Source organism: Paenibacillus ihbetae (genome assembly GCF_002741055.1).
Taxonomy (GTDB): Bacteria; Bacillota; Bacilli; order Paenibacillales; family Paenibacillaceae; genus Paenibacillus_AQ; species Paenibacillus_AQ ihbetae.
Genome location: NZ_CP016809.1, coordinates 2,429,854 through 2,453,589 on the forward strand (window position 1 = coordinate 2,429,854; position 23,736 = coordinate 2,453,589).

Here is a 23,736-nt window from a genome sequence, read left to right on the forward strand (position 1 = left end):
CATAATTTGCGATCCAGGGCAAGAGGCGGGACGTAACCATGCACGTCGTGCTTTTCTCGTTCCTGCTTTCCGGATTCAAGCGCCGCTTGCCGGATCCTTCCTGTTTAGACACAATTACCGATACAAGAAAGAGAGAAAGGGTGTAGAGAAAAATATGACGAATCCCATTGTATCAACCAAGTATGGACGAATTGAGGGCCGTTTGGAGAACGGTGTACGCATATGGAGAGGCATCCCCTATGCACAGCCGCCGATCGGCAAACTTCGCTTCCGCCCTCCCGTACCGCCGGCAGCCTGGGAAGGGATTCTGGATGCACACCGGTTCTCTCCAATGTGCCCGCAGCCCGTGGAATCCTCCTCCAGCATGATGACCGGTGCGGTTACGAAGACGATGTCCGAGGATTGCCTGTACCTGAATGTATGGGCACCCGGGCATCAAGCCGGGGAGCCGCTGCCGGTCATGGTATGGATTCACGGCGGCGCATTTGTAACGGGCTCGGGCAGCCTGCCGACTTATGACGGCCATTCCTTCGCTACGCGGGGAAACGTCATACTGGTCACGATCAATTACCGGCTGGGGGCGTTCGGCTTTGTCCATCTCAGCCCTTTTCACGAAGCCCTCTCTTCCAATGTCGGTCTGCTGGACCAAATTGCGGCGCTGACGTGGGTTAAGGACAATATCGCCGCATTCGGCGGGGACCCTGACCGGGTTACCGTCTTCGGCGAGTCGGCTGGCAGCATGAGCATTGCCGCGCTGCTCGCCATGCCGGCAGCCAAAGGGCTGTTTCATCAAGCGATCATGCAGAGCGGAGCTTCGCAGGCGCTGCCTGCGGGACAGGCGCAGCAGATTGCCGACGGCCTGCTCCAGGAGCTTGGCGTAACCGCCGATGGGCTGGAGCAGCTGGAGGCCATGACTGCGGAGCAGATTTTCGAGGCCGGGGAACGACTGAAGAAGCGGATCGGGCCCGGCGTGAACATGATCTTCCAGCCTGTCGTCGAGCCGGGCACGCTGCCGCTAGAGCCGCTGCAGGCGGTGCAGGCCGGGTCAGCCGCATCCGTGCCGCTGCTCATCGGGACGAATCTCGAGGAGGGAGCTTTGTTCTTCCGGCCTAACTCGCCGCTGATCAAGGAGGAGCATCTGGTGCATGCGGTTGAAGCGATGACCGGGATTCAAAACGCGGGAGCCTTTACGAAGCAATATCCTTACACCATTGATGGCCATGCCCAAATCATGACCGACCTCTATTTCTGGCGCTCTGCCGTTCAATTCGCGGCAGCTCACAGCGGGCAGGCTCCGGTCTGGATGTACCGGTTCGATTGGACGCTCCCGGAGCATCCGGTTCTCGGCAAAGCGATGCATGCTTTGGAAATCCCGTTCGTGTTCAACACGGTACGCCTGTTCCGCAACATAGGCGTTGAAGTTGACCGGGACACGCAGACGCTCGCAGAGCGGATGCAGGATGCCTGGGCCGCATTCGCCCGCACCGGATCTCCGGACACGCCGTCACTGCCTTGGCCACAGTACGACCGGAACGACCGGTCGACGATGATTTTCAACAGCCGCAGCGAGGTCGCGCGCGATCCGGATTCGGCCAAGCGCATCATGCTGGGGTTATAGAATACGGACAAGGCGGCCGCTCAAGCCGATCTCTGACGGGAAACACCGGACCGGGACATCGTCCGGCAGCCGGATCTCGAAACAAGCTTTCCATCGATTAACCGAACAAAAGCTGTACGCCGCGCATGAACCACTTAGCGCGAGGGCGTACAGCTTCTTTGCATACAGCATATTTTTTTCTATAGCTCGTCTCTCCGTCTACTTGACCGCTCCCTGCGTAATACCGTTAATGATCCATTTCTGGGCGAACAGATAAATGATGATCATCGGCAGCATGGCCATCAGGTACGAAGCAAAGGCCAGATTGAATTCGGTATTGAACTGCCCTTGGAAAATGTACTGCACCAGCGGCAGCGTATAGGAATCCGTGTCGCTGATGATGATGAGCGGGAGCAGGAAGTCGTTGTAGGTGGACAAGCAGATCAGGATGCCCACCGTTGCATTGATCGGCGCCATAATCGGGAAGATGATCCTCCAGAAGGTCCCCCACGTAGACGTCCCGTCAACCCGGGCTGCTTCTTCAAGAGCAACCGGAATGGACTTGATGTAGCCGACATAGACAAACACGTTGAACGCGAGCGCATACACGGTATGCAGGATCGTCAGTCCCACCAGATTGGTCATGTTCAAGCCGGCCGTCAATTTCACCAGCGGCAGCATAATAATCGGAAACGGAATGAACATCGCGCTGATGAAGTAAAAGTAGAGCCCCTTGAAAAACCTCCGGTTCATGTTACGCGCAATCGCATAGGCCACAAGCGAATTCGTAAGCAGCGTCAGGACGACCGTTGCGGTCGTTACCATGGCGCTGTTGCCCAGCGCGTTGAAGAAGTTTGTCATGGCGATCGCATTGGCGAAATTCTCGAAATGAAGCTCCTTCGGCAGGCCGAACACCGATGCCAGCATATCCTGGGGCGATTTGAGCGCTATCGTAACCGTCATGTATAACGGAAACAGGATCAGCACGGTGCCCAAGGCGATGAGGATCATGACCGGCCAATTGGTTCTGGTCCGCATTACATCTCCGCCTCCCTTCGCTGTAAAAACCGGATTTGCGCAATAGATACGGCCGCGATCAGAATAAAGTAAATGACCGAATTGGCCGATTGATACGCGAACTCGCCGCCCTCGAAGCCTCCCGTATAGATAAGGTGCGAGATGGACTGCGTTGCACGTCCGGGGCCGCCGTTCGTCAGCGCCACGATCTGGTCGAACACCATCAAGGAGTTCTTCATCGCCAGCACCATGTTGATCGTGAAGAAGGGGGCGATCAGCGGGAAGGTGATCTTCCAGAATTCCTGCCAGCGGCTCGCGCCGTCCAGGTTCGAGGCTTCATACAACGTGCCTGGAATCGTCTGCAGCCCGGCTAGATACAAAATCGTATTATAGGCGACGCCCTGCCACACCGCTACGATGACGATGCCGATCCAGGCGTGCTGCTCGCTCCCCAATAGGTTGGTCGAGAGCCAGCCAATGCCGAGGTTCTGCCCCCATATCGTAAAGACGTTCGAGAATAAATAGTTGAAGATATAGCCGACGATCAGGACGCTGAGAATGTTCGGCAGAAAGTAGATGCCCCGGAAAAAATTCCTCGCCTTGATCTTTGCGTTCAGTCCCATGGCGATCAAGAGACTGAGAATATTGATCAGAATCGTGACCACGACCGCGAACTTGAACGTGAACCAATAAGCATTGCCGACATTGCCGTCTTTGAACAGGTTCACGTAGTTTTTGAGTCCGATGAAATCGTAATGGTCGCCGAATCCGTTCCAGTTCGTGAAGGAATAATACACGCCCTGCAGCGCAGGCAGGGTCAGAAATATGAAGAACAGCACAACTGCCGGTACGGTCATCAAATAGTAAGGCATAAGCCGCTTGTTCATGCTTGAAATCCTCCTCATTGTTCATTGGGATGGCGTTGGTCAGGGCTGCCTGTTCCTCGACGTCTAGCGCCTGTCCGCAACCTTGTCCCATTCCGTATCCAGCTTCTTCAGATAGGCGTCGATATCCCGATTTTGAAGAAAGGACTGGATAATGGAGTTCAATTGAACGGCAGCCGGAATGTAGTGGTCGGCAAAATCGACCACTTGCCCGCGCTTCAGATAAGGCAAGAGCTCAGACACGGCCGGATCGTCCTGCGTAACGCCCTGCACGGTTGAGAACAGCGTCTGCTCCGAGATGTACTGCTTGCTGTTCTCCGGCTCAAGCAAAAATTCGATGAACCGCAATGCCTCCTCCTTATGCTTGGAGTCTTCGGCGACCGCCAGCAAGGTATCCACACCCGAGATCAGTTTGTTCGATTCCGGATCGTCGCCGGTTGGCAGCGGAAAGAAGCCGATCGGCGCCTCGGGATTGGCCTTCCGGATTTCGGAGATCGCCCAAGTCCCCTGAATGTACATGGCCGACTCGCCTCTGGCGAAGGCGCGGTTGCCGTCGGCGTAGTTTTTGCCGAAGTTGTCCCCATGCCCATACTCCATCAGCTCCAGCTGCTTCTCCGCAATCTCACGGTATCGGTCCGCGAACGTGACCTTCCCTTCCCTGCGGTCCAAATAAAACTCGATGCCTTCCAGATTGGAGGCCAAGGCGTTGAACGGAAGCACCGTCTGCCAATCGTCCTTGTATGTGAAGTAGAACGGGATCGTTCCCCCGTCCTTTGCCTTCTTCGCGGTGGCCAACAGCTCGTCCCAGGTGCGCGGAACGGAAAGGCCCAGCTTGCTGAAAATCTCCTTGTTGTACATCACGCCGTTGGCGTTCGTGGAATATGGAATGCCGATGACTTCCTCCATGCCGGAAACATCCTTCAGCATTTGCACGTAGGTTTCGTCTATCCGGCTCAGCAGCGGACTGCCGGTCATATCCATGAAAATGCCGCTCTGGGCGAGCAGCGAATATGTATCGGTTGCCCCCATGCCGACGATGTCGGGAATATCGTCCTTGACGACCCGCGTCTTCAAGACGGTCTCCGCATCCGGCGGATTGACTTGAACGACCGTAATGTCGGATTGGGATTCGTTAAACTTCTGGATCAATGCATCAAAGGAGCCCTTGGCTTCAGGCTTGTTCTGGAAAAATTCAATCTGCACGCGCCCGGATGTGTCATTGCCGCCGCAAGCCGTGAGCATGCATATCAACAGGATGCTTACGCTTGCCGCCAACCCTTTTCCAAACTTCATCGTCCGCCCTCCATTTCAAATCCTGATGCTGTATGCAGGTACGCTTGCTTTGTACCCCATGTCTATTTACTACCCTTATCGCTTGGTTGCTAAACGGCGCAAGGGGGGCGACTGGTCATGCGGATCGAGCGGACGAACGCAAAAAAATACCGGCAGATCAGGAGTTTCGTCCTGTTCTGCCGGCAGATATTGGTGCATGTTATACATTGGTGAGGTTAGATCCTACTCCAGCCATTTTTTGTGGATCTCGTCGAATTTGCCTTGCAGCTTCATTTCATCGATCCACATTTCCAGGTAGCTTGCGTACTCGAAGTCGCCGCGAGGAATCATATAGCCCTTCTCGCTGTTGGTGAAAGGCTTATCTGTCAGTGCAGCGTACAATCTGGAGTCAGCTTTGGCATAAGTGATCGCTTCGATCGTATCGGTGATCATTACGTCATACGTGCCGTCCGCAACCAGATGCGGGATGTCCAGGTTGTTAGGAACAACGGTTACGTTCGCATTCTTCAGATGCTCGCGCACGAACACTTCGTTCGTGCCGCCTGGGTTAACGCCAATGCGTACGGAAGGCTTATTGATGTCTTCAATCGTCAAGTATTTGTCCTTGTCTTCAGCGCGGATCAGTGGCGCTTTGCCGAAGGAGATGTAGCCTTGGGAAACGTATGCTGTTTTTTGTCTGGCTGTGTTACGAGTCACACCGCCTACAGCGATATCGAATTTATCGTCTTGAAGATCCTTCATCATCGTGGACCAAGTCGTATTCACGAACTGAACGTCTACGCCAAGATCTTTGCCAAGCTCTTTCATCGCGTCAACGTCGTAGCCTTCGTACTGTTTGGTCTCCGGATTCAAATATGTAAACGGCTTGTAGTCTCCGGTCATGCCTACCCGAATATAACCTCTTTCAATAATTTCATCCAATTGGGATTCCGCTTGCTTCTTAAGCTGTCCCGGTGCTTGGGATGAAGCGGACTTTGCGGAAACGTCCGGTGTTCTCAGAACCTCATTTGCCGCGAAGCCTGTTGCTACGAGGGATAAGCTGACTACCCCTGCCAGTAATACCTTTTTCCAATTCTTAGCCATGGTTTCAATTCCTCCAGTTTTCTTCTTGTTGTAATCCTTGCCTTCTTGCATAGCTTGCTTCTGCTTACTTGCCTACGTTACTTCTGCTTTCTTGCATACTTGCATCTGCATACTTACTGCATTCTCGCATCTGCATTCCTGCTTCTGCTTTCGTGCTTTTCTGCTTTCGTGCTTCTGCATTCTTGCTTCTGCTTTCGTGCCTGCTTGCCTCGTACCCCAGTTTGCTGCTGCAGCTCTCTTAACGCTTTCCTACAGGCATCCCCCCTTTCAAGCAGCCCGGGGAGATTACAATTTGAATTTGGCCAATTCTTTGCTGAGCTCCTCGGCTACGCTCTCAAGCTGCTTCACAGAGTTTGAAATCTCCTTGATCGTCACGATCTGCTCTTCCACAGCGTCTGCCACATTCTTCGCATCGCTGGACGTATGGTCGGCGATCGATTTCAGCTCTTCAATGGAAGCGCTGACCTGCTCGGAGCCTGCCGACATCTCTTCGGAAGCCGCCGAAACCTCGAGAATATGATCAGCCACGTTCCGGGTCGCATACAGGATGTTATCGAACTTCTCGCGAACCTCTTCAATAAGCGCGATGCCTTCCTGTACATCCTTACGGCTGACGTCCATCACTTCGACCGCATTCAGCGTATCCTCCCGAATTTCGGTGATCAGCTTCGCAATCTGATCGGTGGACGCTTCCGATTGCCCGGCCAGCTTCTTCACTTCTTCTGCGACGACTGCAAAGCCTCGGCCATGCTCCCCTGCTCTTGCCGCTTCAATCGAAGCGTTGAGCGACAGCAGGCGGATGCGGGAAGTGACCTCCGTAATAAAGCTCAAAATCTGCTCGATTTCCGAAGACCGTTCGTTCAAACGCTCGATGGCGGTTCCGACCTTGGATGTCCCCTCGCCGATGTTGCCGATCTGCTTCACGGCCTGCTCAACGACGACAGAGCCGCTCTCCGCTTGCGTTGCCGCTTCCTGCGCAGCCTCGGACACCATGGATGAGGTTTCCGCGATCTTCACGATGCCGCTGGCCATATCGCTCATCGATACGGCGATCTCGGAAGAGCTTGCAGCATGGGCGTTCGCACCGCTTGCAATTTGGCGAATGGACGTTCCAATCCGATCGACGCTGTTCATCGCCGTATCGACGCCGCCCGAGACAACCTCGGTTACGGTCAGTACCTGCTTGGATGAATCGTTCACTCCATCGACCAGATGCTTCAGATGGGACACCGTCTGGTTGAAATCGCCGGAGAGAACCGCAACCTCGTCCTTGCCCTTCACTTGAATCGTCTTCGTCAAATCTCCTGCGGCGACTTCCTTCACGGCCGCATTCAGCTTACGGATCGGCTGTACAATCTGCGACGTCACCCAATATGCCGCAGCGATGGATACAAGCAGCGCCCCTGCCGAGATGGCAACGAGCGTTACCGACAGTTTGGAGATCGGAGCGTTCAGCTCCTTGCTTGGCGCCGTAACGAATACGCCCCAATTCAATTCGGACGGAGCATAGGCTGCCGTATAAGCCGTTCCGTCCAGTGAATATTGGAATTCTCCCGGCTGGCCTTGGCTCACCTTTTCATAAGCTTTCGTCAGCTCCGCATCGACATCCTGAACCTTTGTTTGCAGGACGAGCTCCTCGGACGGATGCCACATGAACGTTCCGGTACGACTCAACAAGAAAGCATAGCCGGTTTCGCCGAAAGATTGGTCTGATACTTTCTTCTGTACCTCGTTAATCGGAAGCGTCGAGCCCATATATCCGTACTGCTTCCCGTCCTTCATGAGCGGTATGATCATCGTTACGATGTTGTTACCGGTCCGCTTGGATAGCACCGGCTCCGATACGACGATCTTGCCCTCGCCTTTTCCGGCCTCCTGGTAATGAACCCGGTCGGATACGTCGGTAATTTCCCCAAGGAAATTGATCACGTTCTTGCCTGTCAAATCGTAGGAGAAGAAGAAGGTTTCGAATTCCGGATTCTGCTCCTGCGCTTTCTGAATCAACTTCAAATCCTGCTCTTTGTCCCCCGTAATGAACTTGCCGACGGTTTCGATCTTCGCAATTTCCGCGTTCAGAAAATCGTCGATTTGCAGCGCCAGATTCTCGGCGCTCAAGAGCGCTTCCTTGTCCAGACTGTCTCCCAGCAAATTGGATGAGCTGTTATACGTTACCGCGAAGACAGTGCCGAGACTGACAAGCAGAATCAAACAAATCATCGTTATCATCTTTTGCTTAAGGCTCTTTAGCATGGCTCTAAAATCCTCCCCAAAAATGGTTCCGGGGTCCTACTCATTCCTGTGTCCAAAATTTTTGCGTATGCTCTCTTTTTGTGTTAAGCCGCGCTCACTACAAAATAAAAACGAACAAGCGGTATCGAAAAAATATTGGTATATGCTGGACTGTAAGACTCCGCTTAATTTGTTATCGGCAGCTTAGGAAAGGAATTTAAGAGATTCATTTCACTTTTTACAAAATTCGACTTCTTCGTTCGCATACGAAGGGCATTTGGTGGATTTAGGCAAAAAGGACCAATATAGTCTATTCATCACATCATCTATAGACGTGAAGCCGGCTCGGCAGGACTTGTTCCCATCTCTATGGAATGTTAAGGGCATGATGATTAGGAGTGATACATATGGCTTTCGATTTCCAATTTTCAAGCCTCATAACCCCGTTTATGCCGATTCTCCGACGCTACTGCCTACAGCTTGCATCGGGCTCAAAGTGGGATGCTGAGGATCTGCTGCAGGAGTCCCTGATCAAGCTGCATCAATCGCTGTCCCGATCTCAGGATCGCCCGATTACCAAGGCATACCTATACCAGGTCGCCCGCAGCGTCTGGATCGACAGCTATCGCAAGCAGCGCCGTCAGGCCGTGCTCTCCGGAGACGGCTTGCCGGAAAGGGAATACGAGGAGGACGGTTTCCTCACCCGAGAAACGATGGAACTGCTTGCCGGCCGGCTTACCGCCCAGCAGACGGTGCTGGTCATTCTGGTAGACATCTTCTCGTTTACGGCCAAAGAGGCGGCCCAGCTTATCGAGAGCACTGAAGGAGCCGTGAAGGAAGCATTGAGGCGAGCCCGCAAACGGTTAGCCAAGCTGCAAGCGGAGAACGAAACATCTCTTCCGCCTTCCCAGCCGAGTCAGCCTTCCGGCTCATCCGCATGGTTCGAGGGACTCATTCACGGCTTTCAAACGGCCAATCCGTACGCTATCGCCAATGCCTATCTGTCGATCAGCGCAAACCGCATCGCGCTGCATCAGGTCCAGCGTTCCGGACAGGCGCTGTCCTTTACGTTCCGGGATCCTGATGGACACTTGCTTGCCTTTACGACAAGAATTTTTTTAGAGCCCGTTTCTTTTTCCGCATCGTCTTCCGTTTCTTAGAGTGATCACACCTATGGGAAGGCGTAGATGAGAAACAAGTTAACCAATTGTATAAGGAGCGTGAAAATAACCATGGCAATTACACCGCACCGCGTTGCCGTTATTCAATGGCCGGTCAAAGACGTAGAGAAATCGCTGAAATGGTATCAGGAGCTGTTGGGGGTGCAGCTGTCTTTTCCCTATACGCCCGGAGATCCCGCCGCTTGGCTGTGCATCGGTGATGTCGGATTTGGTCTCGTACAGGCCGAGGATATCCCGAGACTTCAATTTACCGATTCGCAGGGCAAGCTTCAGCCGATCGTCCAGCTTCAAGTCGATGAGATTCAGGAGGTGTACCGGCATCTGCAGAATAGCGGGGTGACCGTCAGCGAAATGAGGTATATTGAGGACGGCGGATACAGCTTCAGCTTCACCGATCCGGACGGCAATCACGTAAGTCTGTGGGGCGGCTGGCCATCACCTGACGAAGAACGGCCGGAGCAGGCAATGAGTTAAGCCTCATCACGACACAAAAAAAGCTGTTCACCACAGCGATTCATTCGCTAAGGGAACAGCTTTTTTTGTGCGGTTGGCTGCCATCAGGCGACCACCGTCAAGCCATTGAAGACATGATGTCAGAAAGACAGGTAGTCGCCCTGAAGGCATACGCCCGCAGAAGCTTCGGCTTATCGGGCATATTCGTTATAGATATGAAGCAAGGTCTTCCGGCTCGATCGAACGTGATGCGCTTCGCGAAGACTCCGCTGGAGCAGCTCGCCGGATATCGGAAGCTCCGACACCGATGCCGGGCCGCCGACCGAACGCATTAGTTCACTAAGCTCGGCGGGACTCGGGATTTGTTCCAGAAGCAGCCGGATGTCGCCCCAGTGCTCGGATACCCGATGACGGATGCGGTCCGCCTCCTGCTCCGCGTTCGATCCCGTTTTCCCGAAACGCTCCGCGCGGATTTCAAGCCCTTCTTCCTTTATCTCATGGTACAGGCGCGAGATTTCAATGCAGGCTGCGCCCACCTTGGCGCCGTGGAGCAGCTGTTTCTTGCCGAGCCGGATAAACTCCATCTCCCAATAATGGGACAGATGATGCTCCGAGCCCGAAGCGGGATGCGACTGACCGAACAGCAGCATCGCAAGGCCGGACTCGATCAGCGCCTCCATCAGGATCCGGATTCCCTCCTCGGTACCTCCGGCAATTGCCCCCGCCGCATCCAAGCATTTGCGAAGTGCCGCCGCCGTGATGTCCGCGGATCGGTCCAGGTAAGGCTCTTCACCGATCAGGCTGCCGAATTTCCAGTCGAAGAGCGAGGTGTATTTCCCCAGCATATCCCCGAACCCGGCAGCGGTCAGCGGTGCGGGTGCCTGCATGAGAATGTCGACATCGGCAAAAATCGCGCTCGGTCCGATGGCGGGGATCGTTCTTTTTTCCCCCCGCACGATAATCGGCGCTCCCTTGGACGTAAAGCCGTCCACGGATGCCGCCGTCGGCACCGAAAGAAACGGAAGGCCGGCGGTATAGGCCGCATACCGGCTAATATCATGAATCGTTCCTCCCCCGACAGCAAGCACGGCGCCGGCCCTGCTCTGCTGAATATCCAGAATAACCTGGATCAGGGAGGCTTCATCGGCAATGACATCATCTTTGGCATCAGGGCGAAGCAGCGTCACCCGCACCTGAAGCGATGCACGGACGAGGAGCTCCTCCAATGATTTGCCGGCCTTCTCGTACGTATTGCGATCAGCGACCAAGACGACCGAGGTCCAGCCTTTCTGCTCCAAGAAACCGGCAACGCCGGATAAAGCTCCGGACTCAATCCGGATCGTCTCGACTTCATCGAGATTGGCGAGATGCTGCGCCGGCAAGTCTGCGGTCTGCTTCCTTATGTTTGATAGCAAAGGCAAAGGGTTCGTCATTGGGCACCCTTCTTTCGGGTCAAAGCAAGCGCCGGAAGCGGATCGTTGCAGGTCATGCCGGTTACGCCGCATTTCAGCGAAGCTTGCACCCCCTCCTCATCGTCCGGGCAGTAGCTCCAGACGAGCAGCCCTTGCTCCTGAAACCGCGCGACGATTGCCGGAGACAAAAGCGACATTTCAATGCCGATCGCCCACATTTTTGCATATGTGCCGTCTTCGCCCGGGATGAAATTCGACATTTTCTCTCCGGGAAAGCCCTGGGTCTTCATTCCGTATGCATCGTGTATATAAGCAAGCACCTCTGCATCGAAGCAGGTAAACACGCAGCGCTCCAGGTAACCGTGCCGGCCTAATATGGCGATCGTCAGATCCGCAGCTTCCTTGGCATCCGGACTTGGCTTAATCTCCACGTTGCACAGCACCTCGGGATATTCCGCCAGCAGCTCGCACAGCTCCTCCAGGGTCGGGATGACGTGGCCCTTGAACGCCTGCCCGAACCAGCCGCCCGCATCCAGCGCCTTCAGCTCCTCCAGCGTAAAGTCGCTTACCTTGCCGGTGCCATTGGTCGTCCGGTCGACGGTTGCGTCATGAATGACGACGACCTGGCGGTCCTTGGACAGCCGAAGGTCGAATTCCAGCATGTCGACGCCGAGCTCCAGCGCTTCGCGAAATGCCGCCAGCGTATTTTCCGGATAGGCCGCTTTGTAGCCGCGGTGTGCGGCCACCATGATGCCGGCTTGTTCCTGCAGTCGTTCGATCATAAGTCCTGCCACTCCTTTTTTCCTGTTGTTATCGATTACTGAGCCAAAATCCGCTCCGTTTCTTTCTTGAACGTGTCCAGCGTGGACGGGATATCCTTACTGTCGTACATGATGGCTTCGATCGCCGAGAAAAACTCATGCATAATTTCAGGCCATGCTACATCCTTGTTCGTATCGACGGCAAACTCCAGCTGATCGTAAGCGACCTTGCGGTTCGGCTCCTTCGCCCACAGCTCCTGCATCTTCGCCGATTCCACCATCTGCTTCGTAAACGGCAAATACCCGGATTGCAAAATAAACTCGAGCCCGCCTTCCTCCTCCATCTCCATCCAGCGGATAAACTCCCATGCGGCATCCTTATTCTTGGAAGAAGACAGCAGCGTGACATTCGCCCCTCCCGTCGGATTCGCGTGCACTTCATCCTTCGGCAGGAAAGCCGTCACATAATCGAAATCCACCGTGCTGGCCAGACCACCGATCGAGCCTGTGGATTGGAAGATCATCCCGACCTTGCCCTCCACGAACATGCTGTTCACAATATTCCCGGAATCCTGGGCCGGCGGATAATAAAGCGCGCCCGTGCTCTGCAGATCCTTCAGATACGAGAACACCTTCTCTCCTGCCCCGTTATCGCCAAAGCCGATCGAAGTATTATCTTCATTGAAGAAGGTGCCGCCGGCCTGCGAAATCATCGCGATCGGGTACCAAGTGTCATAAGGCATGCTGACCCCGTACCGCTTAAACTCGTTCCCTTCCTTCACCACAAGCGCGTTCGCGACTTCCTTCATCTCCTCCCATGTCGTCGGAACCGAGAGCCCGAGCTCATCGAGCAAGGTCTTATTCACATGCAAAATCGGGGTGGAGCGATTTAAGGGCAGCGAGACAAGCTTGTCGTTAAAATACGAGTGGCCCATCAGCCCCGGCGTAAAGTCATCGGCGCTGATCCCGGACTGCTCGAGATACGGGGTCAGATCCTCCAAAACCTCAGCATCGGCAAACATCTGCACGTAAGCCCGCTCCAACATGCTCACGTCCGGCCCCGTGCCCGAAGCAATGGCCTGCTGCAGCTTGGTTACCGTCTCGTCATAGCTTCCCTGGAAGGTGCCGACGACCTCAATATCTTCATGCGATTCATTGAAGCGTTGGATGAGCGCATCCATATACTCCCCGTTCTTGCCGCCCAGCGAATGCCAAAATTGAACGGTCGTGACCCCTTCGCCGCCTGACGGGGCTTCTGCAGCACCGTTTCCCGGACTCTCGCCGGCACTGCCGGTATTGCCGGTGTTCGCAGTGCTGCCGCCTCCTCCGCCGCACGCGGCCAGCAAACTGAACAGCACCATGATGGACAACAGCGTAAACCACTTGGATTTCATTTTTTCATTCCTCCATTATGTTTCGATAATTGCATGTAGTTTCCTGTCAAATTTAAGAGATTGTTCAAAAAGTCGCCTTCTGATCACGAAGTGTTTTACTTAATTCCTGAATACACAAACGCCTTCACGATATGCTTCGAGCAGAATAGATACACCAGCAGGATCGGTACGACCAGCATCACGTTGCCGGCCATGATGATATGCCAGTTGCTGATGCCCTCGGTTTCCCGCAGCATCGCAATTCCGAGCGTCAGCGGCCGGACCTCGGCCGAATCGGTCATGACGAGCGGCCAGAAATAATCGTTCCAATGACTGACGAAGCTGAACAGCGCAATGGTTGCGAGCGCGGGCCCCGACATCGGGATCATGATTTTCCGCATAATGTTGAACTCGCTGGCATTATCCAGCCGGGCCGCCTCGATGATTTCCTCCGGAATCTGCATGAAATACTGCCGCAGCAGGAAAATGCCGAAGGCATTCGAAACGAACGGGATGACCTGCGGCAGCAGCGTCTTCACGAGTCCCCATTCCGCCATCATGAGGTAGACGGGAATGAACGTGACCTGGCCGGGAATCATGAACGCCAGCAGAATCATGCCGAACAGGACCGTTTTCCCCGGGAATTTATACTTGGCGAATGCATAAGCCGCCGGGATCATGACAAGGAACTGCAAAATAAGGATGGAGCCTGTCACGACGACGGAGTTTTTGAAATACGTCAGAAACGGCCCGGCATTCATCGCCTCGACGAAGTTGCCCCACTGCGGCGAAGCAGGGATCCATGTCGGGGGAAACGCCATCGTCTCGCGAAGCGTCTGCAGCGACGTGGAGATCATCCACAGAAACGGAAAAATGAACAGGATCAGTACGGCGGCCTTCAGCAAGATGCTCAGTGCTTGCCCGATGCTCTTCCATTCCAGGGTCTTCAGGGTCTTCAAGCTCTTCCTCCTTTCTGCCTTAACGCGGCGGAGATTATTGATAATGGACCTTCTTGGCCAGCAGCCGGAAATAAACGAAGGTAAGAAGCCCGATAACTGCCATCAACAGCACGCCCGTGGCAGACGCATACCCGATATTGGTCGTACGGAAGCCGTAGATGTAGTACACCAGCGTCGTAGTGGCATTGTTGGGCCCCCCGCCCGTCATGACCTGAACGGTATCGAACACCTTGAACGAGCCGATGGTCATAATAATCAGGATGAAGAACAGCTGCGGCGAAATCATGGGCAGCGTGATTTTGTAGAACACCTTGAACTTGCTTGCGTTATCCAGCGCAGCCGCTTCATAGATGCTGGGCGATATGCTCTGCAGAGCAGCCACGATAATGAGCGTATAGTAACCGATGGCCTGCCATACGGACACGATGATGATCGACATCAGGGCGGTCTTGGAGCTTTGCAGCCAATCCGAAGGCGGGAGCCCGACCAGTTTGAGGACATAATTGAGCAGCCCTTGATTCGGCTCCATTAGCCACAGCCACACAAGCGAGATCGAAACGATCGAGACCACATGGGGCGTAAAAATTCCGGCCTGCACGATGGAATTAAAGCGGCCCTTCTTATTCAGCCATACGGCGAACAGCAGCGACAGCAGCATGGTCAGCACCACGACGCCGGCGGTGTAAATCGTGGTATTCCACAGCGCCTTATAGAAATCGCCCCGGCCGAGGATCTGCGTGAAATTATCCAGTCCAACGAATCGGCTCTTGTCTTTGTTAAGCAGGTTGTATTTGAAAAGGCTCAAATAGATCAGGTAGCCCACCGGATACATAACGAACAGGCCGATGCCCGCCATCGCCGGCGCGATTAGAACGTAAGGACGAAATCCTTCCCATATCCGCTTCTTATCCATGACTTTGCCCCCGCAGCCGCTCCAGGAAATCCGGGTAGCGCGCGTCCCGCTCCTCGATGCGGTTGCCATCCGCCCCGAAGAAGAACAGCTTATCGGCCGGCACGCCAAGGTATACCTCCTGATCGACATGGAATACATCGTCCGGGCACTTCACCATAAAGGACCGCCCATCCCCCGTCTTCACCTGGTAGATGGTCTCGGAGCCAAGCATTTCGCGCGTGGCAATCTCCCCTTTGGCGGAAAAATGGAACGAGCCCTGCTCGGCGGCAAGGACGGCGTTCTCCGGACGGAAGCCGAATGTGCTCCGGTCTTCGCCAAGCGGAGCGATGTTCATCGGCGGCACGCCGATGAACTGGGCGGCGAACAGATTGCTCGGCTTCCGGTACACCACCTCCGGCGGCGCCTCCTGCTGAATGACTCCCTTGTTCATCAGCACGATCGTATCCGCCATGGACATCGCTTCTACCTGATCATGCGTCACATAGACAAAGGTGGTGCCCAGCTTCTTGTGCAGCTCGATCAGCTCAATGCGCATCTGCACTCTCAGCTTCGCATCCAGATTCGACAGCGGTTCGTCCATGAGAAAGACGGACGGATTTTTCACCATCGCCCGTGCAAGCGCGACCCGCTGGCGCTGTCCCCCGGACAGCGTGGAGGGCTTTCGGTCCAGGTAATCGGCGAGGCCGACCGTTTCTCCGATCGTCTCGACAAGCCGGGTCCGTTCCGCCTTCGGAACCTTGTTGTTCACCAACCCGAACTCAATGTTCTCCCGAACCGACATCGTCGGATAAATGGCATAATTCTGGAATACCATCGCCACGCCGCGTTTGCCCGGAGCGATGCGCGTTACGTCCTTGCCATCGATGAGCACGGTGCCCGAGGTTTGCGGATCAATCCCTGCAATCATGCGCAGGAGCGTAGTCTTTCCGCAGCCGGACGGGCCGACGAGGACGGTGAACGTGCCGTCTTCGATTTTGAGATCCAGATCCTGTATGACGGGCTGACGGTCGAAGTGTTTGCTAACCTTCACGAATTCAATGGATGCCAAATGCGATCCCCCTCACCTGTGTAATAATCTGATCATGCTGTACAGCGTAATGAACAAAGCATCATTCATGAAATCCCTTTCAATCCCTGCTTATTTGTACGCACCAAATGAGCAGATAATGATCATTTTTGTTCATTTTTACTCAAATCGATTGTAGATCGGCTTTATTAGGAGAGTGTTAGCTTGGGGTTCGGTTTATGTAAATTCGCGCCGTGCCTGCAGTTTTAACATTCGCTTAACGTTAGAAGGGTACAATGAGAGGGAACTGAACGGTGAGCATAAAAGTGCAACAATGCGCATTGAATATAAAAATGCCGTATGAGCCTATGCTCGAGTCAGGAAGGGAGATATGATCGGTTGCTGGCACATGAGAGAAAACGAAGAATCATTGATTATGTAAGGCAATATCGAACGGCTACGGTCGCCCAGCTTGCGCAGGAATTCGGCGTTCATACTGCAACCATCCGCCGGGATCTGGCGGAGATTGAACAGGAAGGCGCCCTGAAGCGCACTCATGGCGGGGTCATCATGGAGCAGTGGACGCGGAACGAGCCGTCCTTTAATGAACGTGCCAACGTTCACCGTGAGGAGAAAATCCGAATTGGCCAACTGGCGGCCTCCCTCGTCGAAGACGGGGAGAATATCATTATCGATTCGGGTACAACCACCCTGCATATCGCCACCCATTTGATTCACCGGTCCGACATTACCGTTATAACCAACGATATGAACGTAGCCGTTGAGCTGCGGGATGCTCCCGGCATTAAGGTCATTCTGACCGGCGGGGAGCTGTACCCCTCCAGTTATATGCTGAACGGGATGTTTACCGATCACGTGCTTGGTTCGCTGCATGTGGAAAAGGCCTTCATCGGAACGCCTGCCCTGCATCCGCAGCACGGGCTGATGCACCCGGAAGCGCTGCTTGTCCCCGCCAAACAGGGCATGATCCGCGCCGCAGGCGAAATCGTCGTGGTTACCGACCATTCCAAGATCGGCAAGCTGTCCCTGCATACCGTAGCGCCGAACAGCGCGATCCACACCCTCGTCACCGGAACCGAAGCTTCCGATGCCGATATTCGGCCGTTCCAGGAACGGGGCATCACGGTGTACCGGGCGTAAGGCTGTTAGACTTAAGGCAACAGTTATCTTGACCGCTCCATGAAAAAACAAGAAGGGCTCCCTGCGGAGGTCCCTTCTTGTTTTGTTATAACCCGCCTGGAACTCCGCGACGATGTCTTGCGCAACCATATCGAATCGTTCTTCCCATCGAAGATGGTACGCCTGGAGTCCGCGCTTTCGCTATCCATCGCCATACATAAAAAAAGACTGTCCCGCAGTAGAAAAAATCTACTTAGGGACAGCTCCTATTCATTCACATTCGAGAATCCTTGAAAATGGAAGGGTGATGCTTACGGGAGGAGCTTCCATACATCGGCAGATCCCGGTGTTTCACCAAGCGTCCACCATCTTGCTTCATAGTTCTTGCCGTTGTACGAAACCTTGTCGCCGCCCAGATACACGGTGCTTGCGCTCCAAGCAGGGTAGGTCGCGGAGCTGCCGGACGTCGATACCGCCAGCGGCGCAGAAGCGGCGGATTTGCTGCCGTTGCTGCTGACAGCAACCACGGTGTACGTGTAAGACGTTCCAGCCGTCAGCCCCGTATCATTGTAAGAGGTTGTTGCGGATGTACCCACAAGGGTTCCATTACGATAAACCTCGTAGCTGGAAGCCCCAGTGGAAGCTGCCCATGCCAGGGAAACGCTGCTGCTGGTTTGGGATGGAGACGTCAGACCTGTCGGGGCAGGCACACCCGGGTTCGGAGTACCGTTACCGCCGCCAAAGTCAACATCAATGACGTTATAGAATGCATTTGCCGTATCAGCTACTTCCCATACAGCCAGAATGACATGGTATCCGGATTTTGCCGGAACGTTACAGGTTGATGTGTAATCTGTTGGCGGCTTTGCGCCTCCGTAGTTAATCGAGCAGAACGGCGTCAGGTCGAAGGAAGCTCTGCTCAGCGGAGCATTCTGATCCCAGCCGTCCTTCGTAATGTAGTACTTCCAGCTTGCCGACACATGCGGAGCTGTCAAATGCCATTTGAACGTCGTCGTTCCTGGAGAAATGCTGACTTTGCTCCAGCGTGTAGCGGACTGCTCGTCAAGCTTAGGGAATGCTCCGCCTGCACTTGCAATCTTACCGTCAGCAGGACCTGCTGCCGGCCAGCCTTTAGGTGCTTCCAAGCTCTGCGGCTCATAAACGATCGCGCCGCAATCGGAGTTAACCCCTTGCTTGCACAGAAGCGCGCGGCTCGCCGGGGATTCAACATATCCGTGGGCAAACGCCTTATCCGCAAATAAAACCATGAATAAAGCCATCAACAGCATCGTGGAGCCTGCAATGATTACATGCTTGAGCCAAGATTTGTTCGGTAAACTTAATGTCATACAATGTTCCTCCTTTTAATTGTAAAATTCAATCAACTGCCGCAAGCGATTGTCGATCCCCTCTTTCTTGCACCCCTCCTTTGTCCGTAGCTCCGAGCGCAGAGCCGTTCCCTAAGTTCTGTCAAGCTTGGAAGAATCATTATAATGTCCAAGCTTTACCATCCCTATCATCATTTTAATGGATCGACTCGTGGTATCCCATAATAGAAAACAACGATTTTTTACACATTCCAATGGGAATTGGATAATATTGTATCAATCGTCGGACAATCTTAGCTCGTCCACGACAATAGCTGACAGGTTGGCAAGCAAGAGCGCCCGATCCCGGCTGCCGTTGTTCGCGTTATAAATCAAAAAAAGAACTGCCCACAGTAGAAATATCTACTTATGGAACAGTTCTCTTGAAAGCTTGCCGTACCGGAAACGAGCCGGCCATCTTCAGGAGATCACTCGACGCCATCCTTGAAGTGCTTCTCGTACCGCTTATCTCCCTTGTGCTCCAGGTCCTCGATCGTCATCTCCAGCGTGTGCACGATCAGCTCCTTCACCTGGTTAAGGGTATCAAAATAGACACTCTCTTCGGCGCCGACGATCCGCACCCCGCTGAGCGCTTGAACCGCTTGGTACCTTCGATGCTCTTCAGCCAGATCGTCCACGGCCTGAAGCGTATGCTTCATCTGAAGAAACAGGTCTTTATGGTGCTTGCTCTCCAGGCGTTTCTCGAGTTCCTCGATTCGGGCATTCATCGTCTTCTCTCCTTCACCGTGTAATGAGTGGATCCAATCCGTATAACGCCGCCCCTGCCATTAATTTCTTGATACGGATCCGGGAATGTTCGATCCGGGAGACAGGAAATTGACCAGCGTTTAGCGAAAGATCTTATTGTTAACATTATACACCGTTACACCCACTAACAATCATGTCAATGATTAAACACACATGGAGGTAGCAATGGAAAAAAACGGACTCGGAGGAAAGAGCATTATTCTCAGACTGGAAATGAACACGCAGGACATCAAATTCGGCCAGGTTGCATCCGCGATTTTCGAAGCCGGGGGAGATATGGTGGCCATCGACGTCATCCAGTCCAGCGGCCATATCACCGTCCGCGATATTACGATTACGGTTACTGACAGCGTCGACATCGGCAAGATCACGCATACCGTGAAAAATTTGAAGGGCGTTAAACTCGTCAATGTATCCGACCGCACGTTCCTTATGCATCTCGGCGGCAAGATCGAAACACAGCCCAAAGTTCCAATCCAGAACCGCGATGATCTCTCCCGAGTCTATACGCCTGATGTCGCCCGTGTCTGCGCAGCCATACAGGAAGACCCCAAGAAGGCCTATACCCTGACGATCAAAAGAAACACGGTCGCCGTCATCTCCGATGGAAGCGCTGTACTGGGACTCGGCAATATCGGTCCGTATGCGGCGATGCCGGTCATGGAGGGCAAATCCATGCTGTTCAAGCAGCTGGCAGGCGTGGATTCGTTCCCGATCTGTCTGGACACCCAGGATACCGAGGAGATCATTGCCTGCATCAAAGCATTGGCACCCGCTTTCGGCGGGATCAACCTGGAGGATATTTCGTCTCCGCGCTGCTTTGAAATCGAGCAGCGGCTGCGGGATGAGCTGGATATCCCCGTCTTCCACGACGATCAGCACGGCACAGCCGTCGTATTATACGCAGCTCTCATCAATGCCTTGAAAATCGTCGGAAAATCCATCGATCAGATCAAGGTGGTCGTATGCGGAATCGGCGCCGCCGGGGTTGCCTGCAGTAAAATTCTCCTCTCGGCCGGAGTCAAAAATCTCATTGGCGTCGACCGCGAAGGGGCATTGGTTGCCGGCGGCAGCTACAGCAATTCGATGTGGCAGTGGTACGCGGAGCATACGAATCCGGACAAGGTGCAAGGCTCGCTGCAAGAAGTCATTCGCGGCGCCGATGTATTCATCGGGCTGTCCGCAGGCGGCCTGCTCCGCCGCGAGGACGTACTGGCGATGGCCAACGACCCGATCGTCTTTGCCATGGCCAACCCAACGCCGGAGATCCGGCCGGAAGAGGTGGAAGACATCGTTGGCGTCATCGCGACCGGACGCTCGGATTATCCGAACCAAATCAACAACGTGCTCTGCTTTCCGGGAATTTTCCGCGCGGCCCTCGACTGCAGAGCGACCACGATCAACGAGGAAATGAAGCTTGCAGCGGCTGAGGCCATCGCTTCGGCTGTGCCCGATGATGAACGGAACCCTTCCTACATTATCCCGAGCGTATTCAACCAAAACGTCGTGAAGGCCATTCGCGAGCTTGTCGTAAAGGCTGCGATCAAAACCGGCGTAGCACGGAGAATTCCGCGTGAATAAAGGCTCACTGATCCGGAAGTTCAACAAGCAAGCCGCCATGTACGAGCGAAACTCCCGGCAGCGCTATATCGGGAAATGGCGGCAGCGGCTGCTTCAGGACGTCTCGGGACAGGTGCTGGAGGTCGCCGTCGGTGCCGGTGCCAATCTTCCGTTCTATCGTCCGGACAAGGTCGAGCTAACTGCGGTCGACTTCTCGCCGGAGATGCTGAGCCGTGCGCGGCAATTTGCGGCAGAGCTTGGCATTCGGGCAACATTTCTGGAACGCGATATCGAGACGCTTGAGCTTCCTGAGCGGTCATTTGACTGCGTGGTGTCCACGCTATCGCTATGCGGCTACGAGGATCCCCTGAAGGTATTGCGCCGCATGAACAGCTGGGCCAAACCCGGCGGCCGCATCTATCTGCTGGAGCATGGGGTTAGCACCAACCGGCTGGTCGGCTTCGCCCAGCATCTGGCCAACCCTGCAGCCCGGCGGATATCCGGCTGTCACTTCAACCGGGATATTCTTCGCATCGTGAAGGACTCACCGCTGAAGGTGCTACAATCCGAGCGCTACTGGAACGGCATCGTCCACTTGATCTGGGCGCAAGCAACCTAATGCCGAGCTGATTGCAGGAGCCTGATATGCAGGAGTCTGTCTAATATACTGGAGCCTGATATGCAGGAGCCTGATTCAGCACAACATCTGAGCCTTCCTAACGAATCATGCTGGCGGCTCTGTCTGCATATGAGTCTAAGGATGCGACATTACATTCTAAATCGGAGGAATCGTTATGAATACAAGACCGGATCCAACCGAATATTTGCCTTTGGCTGAGAAGTACATCCGTTTGGTGCCTGACGGAAATATTGTGGATGTGCTGCAGGAGCTGCATGACGATACATTAAAGACGCTGGGCGATCTAACGGAGGAGCAAGCAGCTTACCGGTATGCAGAGGGAAAATGGAGCTTGAAGCAGGTGGTCGGCCATATTGCGGATGGGGAGCGTCTATGGAGCTATCGTCTTCTTCATATAGCCCGCGGGGATGCCCGGGAATTTTGCGGTTATGACCGTGAGGCATTCGTTCAGAACTCTCCCTTTGCCAGCCTGCCGCTGAAGGAAGTGCTGCGGGATTACTCCGCAGTCAGGATGTCGACCTTGACGCTCGTAGGAAGTCTGACGGAGAAAGGGATGCTTGCGCAAGGCAGCTTTAACAACTATCCACTCTCCGCCAGAGCAGCCGCTTATATCATTGCCGGCCACGAAATTCACCATATGAATTTGATTCGCGATAAATATTTAAGGTCATAAATGAAAAAGGGCATCGGCACCGGAATCGCCAACATTCCGGTACTGGATGCCCTTTTTTTATAAGGATATACAGATCGACCCGATCGGTCTTCCGGTTATCTAAGTCCGATCCCTAGGTGCTCTCTCAATGTGCGCCCCGAATATTCTGAACGAAATATTCCCCTTTGCTGCAGCAAAGGCACCACCGCATCCACGAATCGCTCCAGCCCGCTTGGCAATAAAGGCGCCATAACATTAAAGCCGTCGCAGGCTCCGCTCCTGAACCAGTCCTCGATCATATCCGCGATCTGATCAGGACTTCCGGTAACGGTCATATGGCCTCGTGCCACAGCATAATGCCGTCCCAGCTCCTGAATGCTCATTCCGCTTCGCTTAGCCGTCTCTATAATCATGACCGCCCGGCTGCTGTTCCCTTCCTTGGGAAGATCCGGTAACAACCCTTCGGCCGGGTATCCGCTCAGATCCGTATTCAATAGCTGTGACAGATATTTAACCGCAGCCTCCGGCAAAATAAGCTCGCTCCACATCTGCCTGGATTCGCAGGCTTCCTCCTCGCTCTCCCCGAGGAATACGAGCAGGCCCGGCATTACTTTTACATCATCCGGTTCACGCCCATATTCAGTCAGCAGCCTCTTAAACCGTTGATAGTACCTGATGGCCTCCGCCTTATCCTCGCATGCCGTAAATACAACATCCGCCGTTCGCGCAGCCAGCCGTTGTCCGGCGGCCGAGGTGCCTGCCTCGATAATCACGGGGCTGCCTTGCGGCGACCTTGGCATGTTCAACGGCCCTTCGATGCGAAAATATTCCCCTTGGTGATGAACCCGGTGGATTTTATCCGTATCGGCAAACACGACTCCTTCCCGATCCACAACTACAGCATCTTCCTCCCAGCTGTCCCACAGGCCGGTAACCGCCCGCATAAATTCTTCCGCCCGTTCATACCGCTTCCCATGCTCCAGCAATGCAGCTGATCCGAAATTCCGCGCTTCCGCATCCTTGGTGGAGGTGACAACATTCCATGCTGCCCTGCCACCGCTAATATGGTCCAGCGTTGAGAGCCTTCTGGCCAAGCTATAGGGCTCGTTGAAGGTGGTTGAAGCGGTCCCCGCCAGGCCGATATGTGAGGTCACGCCCGCCAAAGCGCTCAGCATCGTCAAGGCTTCAGGCTGAAGAAAGCTGACATTGGTTCTTAAATCCCCTATTAAAGGAATCGAGTTGTTGTCCGCAAGGAATATCATATCGAATTTTCCGCGCTCAGCGACAAGAGCGCAATCTTTGTAAAAGGCTAAATCGATCGGCCGGACTTTCGACGACTCCGGATGACGCCATGCCGCGATATGATGACCGTAATTCATCAGAAAAGCACCGAGACTCAATCGTCTCTCCTGTTGACTCATCGTTATTCCTCCATACGTTCAGACACT

The 23,736-nt window shown here is 54.2% G+C and carries 21 protein-coding genes; 7 read left to right on the forward strand and 14 right to left on the reverse strand.

The window, feature by feature from the left end; all coding sequences use genetic code 11:
- The first annotated feature begins 154 nt into the window (after window positions 1-154).
- Entirely contained in the window at window positions 155-1,618 is a 1,464-nt protein-coding gene (locus tag BBD41_RS10910; RefSeq protein WP_099477599.1) for a carboxylesterase/lipase family protein, read from the forward strand.
- Window positions 1,619-1,816: 198 nt separating this feature from the next.
- Here the strand turns inward: BBD41_RS10910 and BBD41_RS10915 are convergent, their stop codons facing one another.
- The 5 genes from BBD41_RS10915 to BBD41_RS10935 form a co-directional block, all read right to left on the reverse strand.
- The gene (locus tag BBD41_RS10915) at window positions 1,817-2,635 is read right to left on the reverse strand and encodes a carbohydrate ABC transporter permease (protein ID WP_077569849.1); all 819 of its coding nucleotides are present in this window, start codon (window positions 2,633-2,635) and stop codon (window positions 1,817-1,819) included.
- Window positions 2,635-3,501 carry a carbohydrate ABC transporter permease gene (locus BBD41_RS10920; protein WP_099477600.1) on the reverse strand — a complete coding sequence of 289 codons (867 nt, stop codon included), beginning with the start codon at window positions 3,499-3,501 and terminating at the stop codon, window positions 2,635-2,637. Before BBD41_RS10920 ends, BBD41_RS10915 begins: the two co-directional genes overlap by 1 nt.
- A gap of 63 nt (window positions 3,502-3,564) precedes the next feature.
- Window positions 3,565-4,791 carry an ABC transporter substrate-binding protein gene (locus BBD41_RS10925; protein WP_099477601.1) on the reverse strand — a complete coding sequence of 409 codons (1,227 nt, stop codon included), beginning with the start codon at window positions 4,789-4,791 and terminating at the stop codon, window positions 3,565-3,567.
- A gap of 222 nt (window positions 4,792-5,013) precedes the next feature.
- The gene (locus BBD41_RS10930; protein ID WP_077570684.1) at window positions 5,014-5,874 is read right to left on the reverse strand and encodes a transporter substrate-binding domain-containing protein; all 861 of its coding nucleotides are present in this window, start codon (window positions 5,872-5,874) and stop codon (window positions 5,014-5,016) included.
- A 285-nt stretch (window positions 5,875-6,159) separates the two neighbouring features.
- Window positions 6,160-8,124 carry a methyl-accepting chemotaxis protein gene (locus BBD41_RS10935; RefSeq protein ID WP_077569852.1) on the reverse strand — a complete coding sequence of 655 codons (1,965 nt, stop codon included), beginning with the start codon at window positions 8,122-8,124 and terminating at the stop codon, window positions 6,160-6,162.
- A 386-nt stretch (window positions 8,125-8,510) separates the two neighbouring features.
- Between BBD41_RS10935 and BBD41_RS10940 the strand changes: the two genes are divergently transcribed.
- Both BBD41_RS10940 and BBD41_RS10945 read left to right on the forward strand, forming a co-directional pair.
- Window positions 8,511-9,263: an RNA polymerase sigma factor gene (locus tag BBD41_RS10940; RefSeq protein ID WP_099477602.1), complete on the forward strand. Its 753-nt coding sequence runs from the start codon at window positions 8,511-8,513 to the stop codon at window positions 9,261-9,263.
- Between the two features lie 72 nt (window positions 9,264-9,335).
- Window positions 9,336-9,758, forward strand: coding sequence for a VOC family protein (locus BBD41_RS10945; RefSeq protein ID WP_077569854.1), 423 nt, complete (start codon window positions 9,336-9,338; stop codon window positions 9,756-9,758).
- A gap of 170 nt (window positions 9,759-9,928) precedes the next feature.
- Here BBD41_RS10945 and BBD41_RS10950 read toward each other — a convergent pair whose 3' ends face one another.
- From BBD41_RS10950 to BBD41_RS10975, 6 genes are all read right to left on the reverse strand, one after another.
- On the reverse strand, window positions 9,929-11,170 hold the full coding sequence (locus BBD41_RS10950; protein ID WP_099477603.1) for a sn-glycerol-1-phosphate dehydrogenase: 1,242 nt from the start codon (window positions 11,168-11,170) through the stop codon (window positions 9,929-9,931).
- Window positions 11,167-11,931, reverse strand: coding sequence for a glycerophosphodiester phosphodiesterase family protein (locus BBD41_RS10955; RefSeq protein WP_099477604.1), 765 nt, complete (start codon window positions 11,929-11,931; stop codon window positions 11,167-11,169). The genes BBD41_RS10950 and BBD41_RS10955 overlap by 4 nt, the downstream gene beginning before the upstream one ends.
- A gap of 35 nt (window positions 11,932-11,966) precedes the next feature.
- The gene (locus BBD41_RS10960) at window positions 11,967-13,304 is read right to left on the reverse strand and encodes an ABC transporter substrate-binding protein (RefSeq protein WP_099477605.1); all 1,338 of its coding nucleotides are present in this window, start codon (window positions 13,302-13,304) and stop codon (window positions 11,967-11,969) included.
- 95 nt (window positions 13,305-13,399) lie between these two features.
- Window positions 13,400-14,140 carry a carbohydrate ABC transporter permease gene (locus BBD41_RS10965; RefSeq protein WP_237087097.1) on the reverse strand — a complete coding sequence of 247 codons (741 nt, stop codon included), beginning with the start codon at window positions 14,138-14,140 and terminating at the stop codon, window positions 13,400-13,402.
- Window positions 14,141-14,276: 136 nt separating this feature from the next.
- Window positions 14,277-15,155 (reverse strand): carbohydrate ABC transporter permease, encoded by an 879-nt coding sequence (locus BBD41_RS10970; RefSeq protein ID WP_099477606.1) that lies wholly within the window; start codon window positions 15,153-15,155, stop codon window positions 14,277-14,279.
- A complete protein-coding gene (locus BBD41_RS10975; protein WP_077569859.1) occupies window positions 15,148-16,203 on the reverse strand; it encodes an ABC transporter ATP-binding protein in 1,056 nt (351 codons plus the stop codon). Before BBD41_RS10975 ends, BBD41_RS10970 begins: the two co-directional genes overlap by 8 nt.
- 357 nt (window positions 16,204-16,560) lie before the next feature.
- On the opposite strand from BBD41_RS10975, the gene BBD41_RS10980 reads away from it, so the two are divergent.
- Window positions 16,561-17,322 carry a DeoR/GlpR family DNA-binding transcription regulator gene (locus tag BBD41_RS10980; protein ID WP_007132472.1) on the forward strand — a complete coding sequence of 254 codons (762 nt, stop codon included), beginning with the start codon at window positions 16,561-16,563 and terminating at the stop codon, window positions 17,320-17,322.
- Between the two features lie 290 nt (window positions 17,323-17,612).
- Here the strand turns inward: BBD41_RS10980 and BBD41_RS10985 are convergent, their stop codons facing one another.
- Both BBD41_RS10985 and BBD41_RS10990 read right to left on the reverse strand, forming a co-directional pair.
- The gene (locus tag BBD41_RS10985; protein ID WP_099477607.1) at window positions 17,613-18,650 is read right to left on the reverse strand and encodes a lytic polysaccharide monooxygenase; all 1,038 of its coding nucleotides are present in this window, start codon (window positions 18,648-18,650) and stop codon (window positions 17,613-17,615) included.
- A 446-nt stretch (window positions 18,651-19,096) separates the two neighbouring features.
- Entirely contained in the window at window positions 19,097-19,396 is a 300-nt protein-coding gene (locus BBD41_RS10990; RefSeq protein ID WP_077569862.1) for a hypothetical protein, read from the reverse strand.
- Between the two features lie 205 nt (window positions 19,397-19,601).
- On the opposite strand from BBD41_RS10990, the gene BBD41_RS10995 reads away from it, so the two are divergent.
- From BBD41_RS10995 to BBD41_RS11005, 3 genes are all read left to right on the forward strand, one after another.
- The gene (locus tag BBD41_RS10995; protein ID WP_077569863.1) at window positions 19,602-21,017 is read left to right on the forward strand and encodes an NAD-dependent malic enzyme; all 1,416 of its coding nucleotides are present in this window, start codon (window positions 19,602-19,604) and stop codon (window positions 21,015-21,017) included.
- Entirely contained in the window at window positions 21,010-21,615 is a 606-nt protein-coding gene (locus tag BBD41_RS11000; protein WP_077569864.1) for a class I SAM-dependent methyltransferase, read from the forward strand. Before BBD41_RS10995 ends, BBD41_RS11000 begins: the two co-directional genes overlap by 8 nt.
- 175 nt (window positions 21,616-21,790) lie before the next feature.
- A complete protein-coding gene (locus BBD41_RS11005; RefSeq protein WP_099477608.1) occupies window positions 21,791-22,309 on the forward strand; it encodes a DinB family protein in 519 nt (172 codons plus the stop codon).
- A 95-nt stretch (window positions 22,310-22,404) separates the two neighbouring features.
- Here the strand turns inward: BBD41_RS11005 and BBD41_RS11010 are convergent, their stop codons facing one another.
- On the reverse strand, window positions 22,405-23,709 hold the full coding sequence (locus BBD41_RS11010) for an LLM class flavin-dependent oxidoreductase (protein ID WP_099477609.1): 1,305 nt from the start codon (window positions 23,707-23,709) through the stop codon (window positions 22,405-22,407).
- Window positions 23,710-23,736 lie beyond the last annotated feature (27 nt).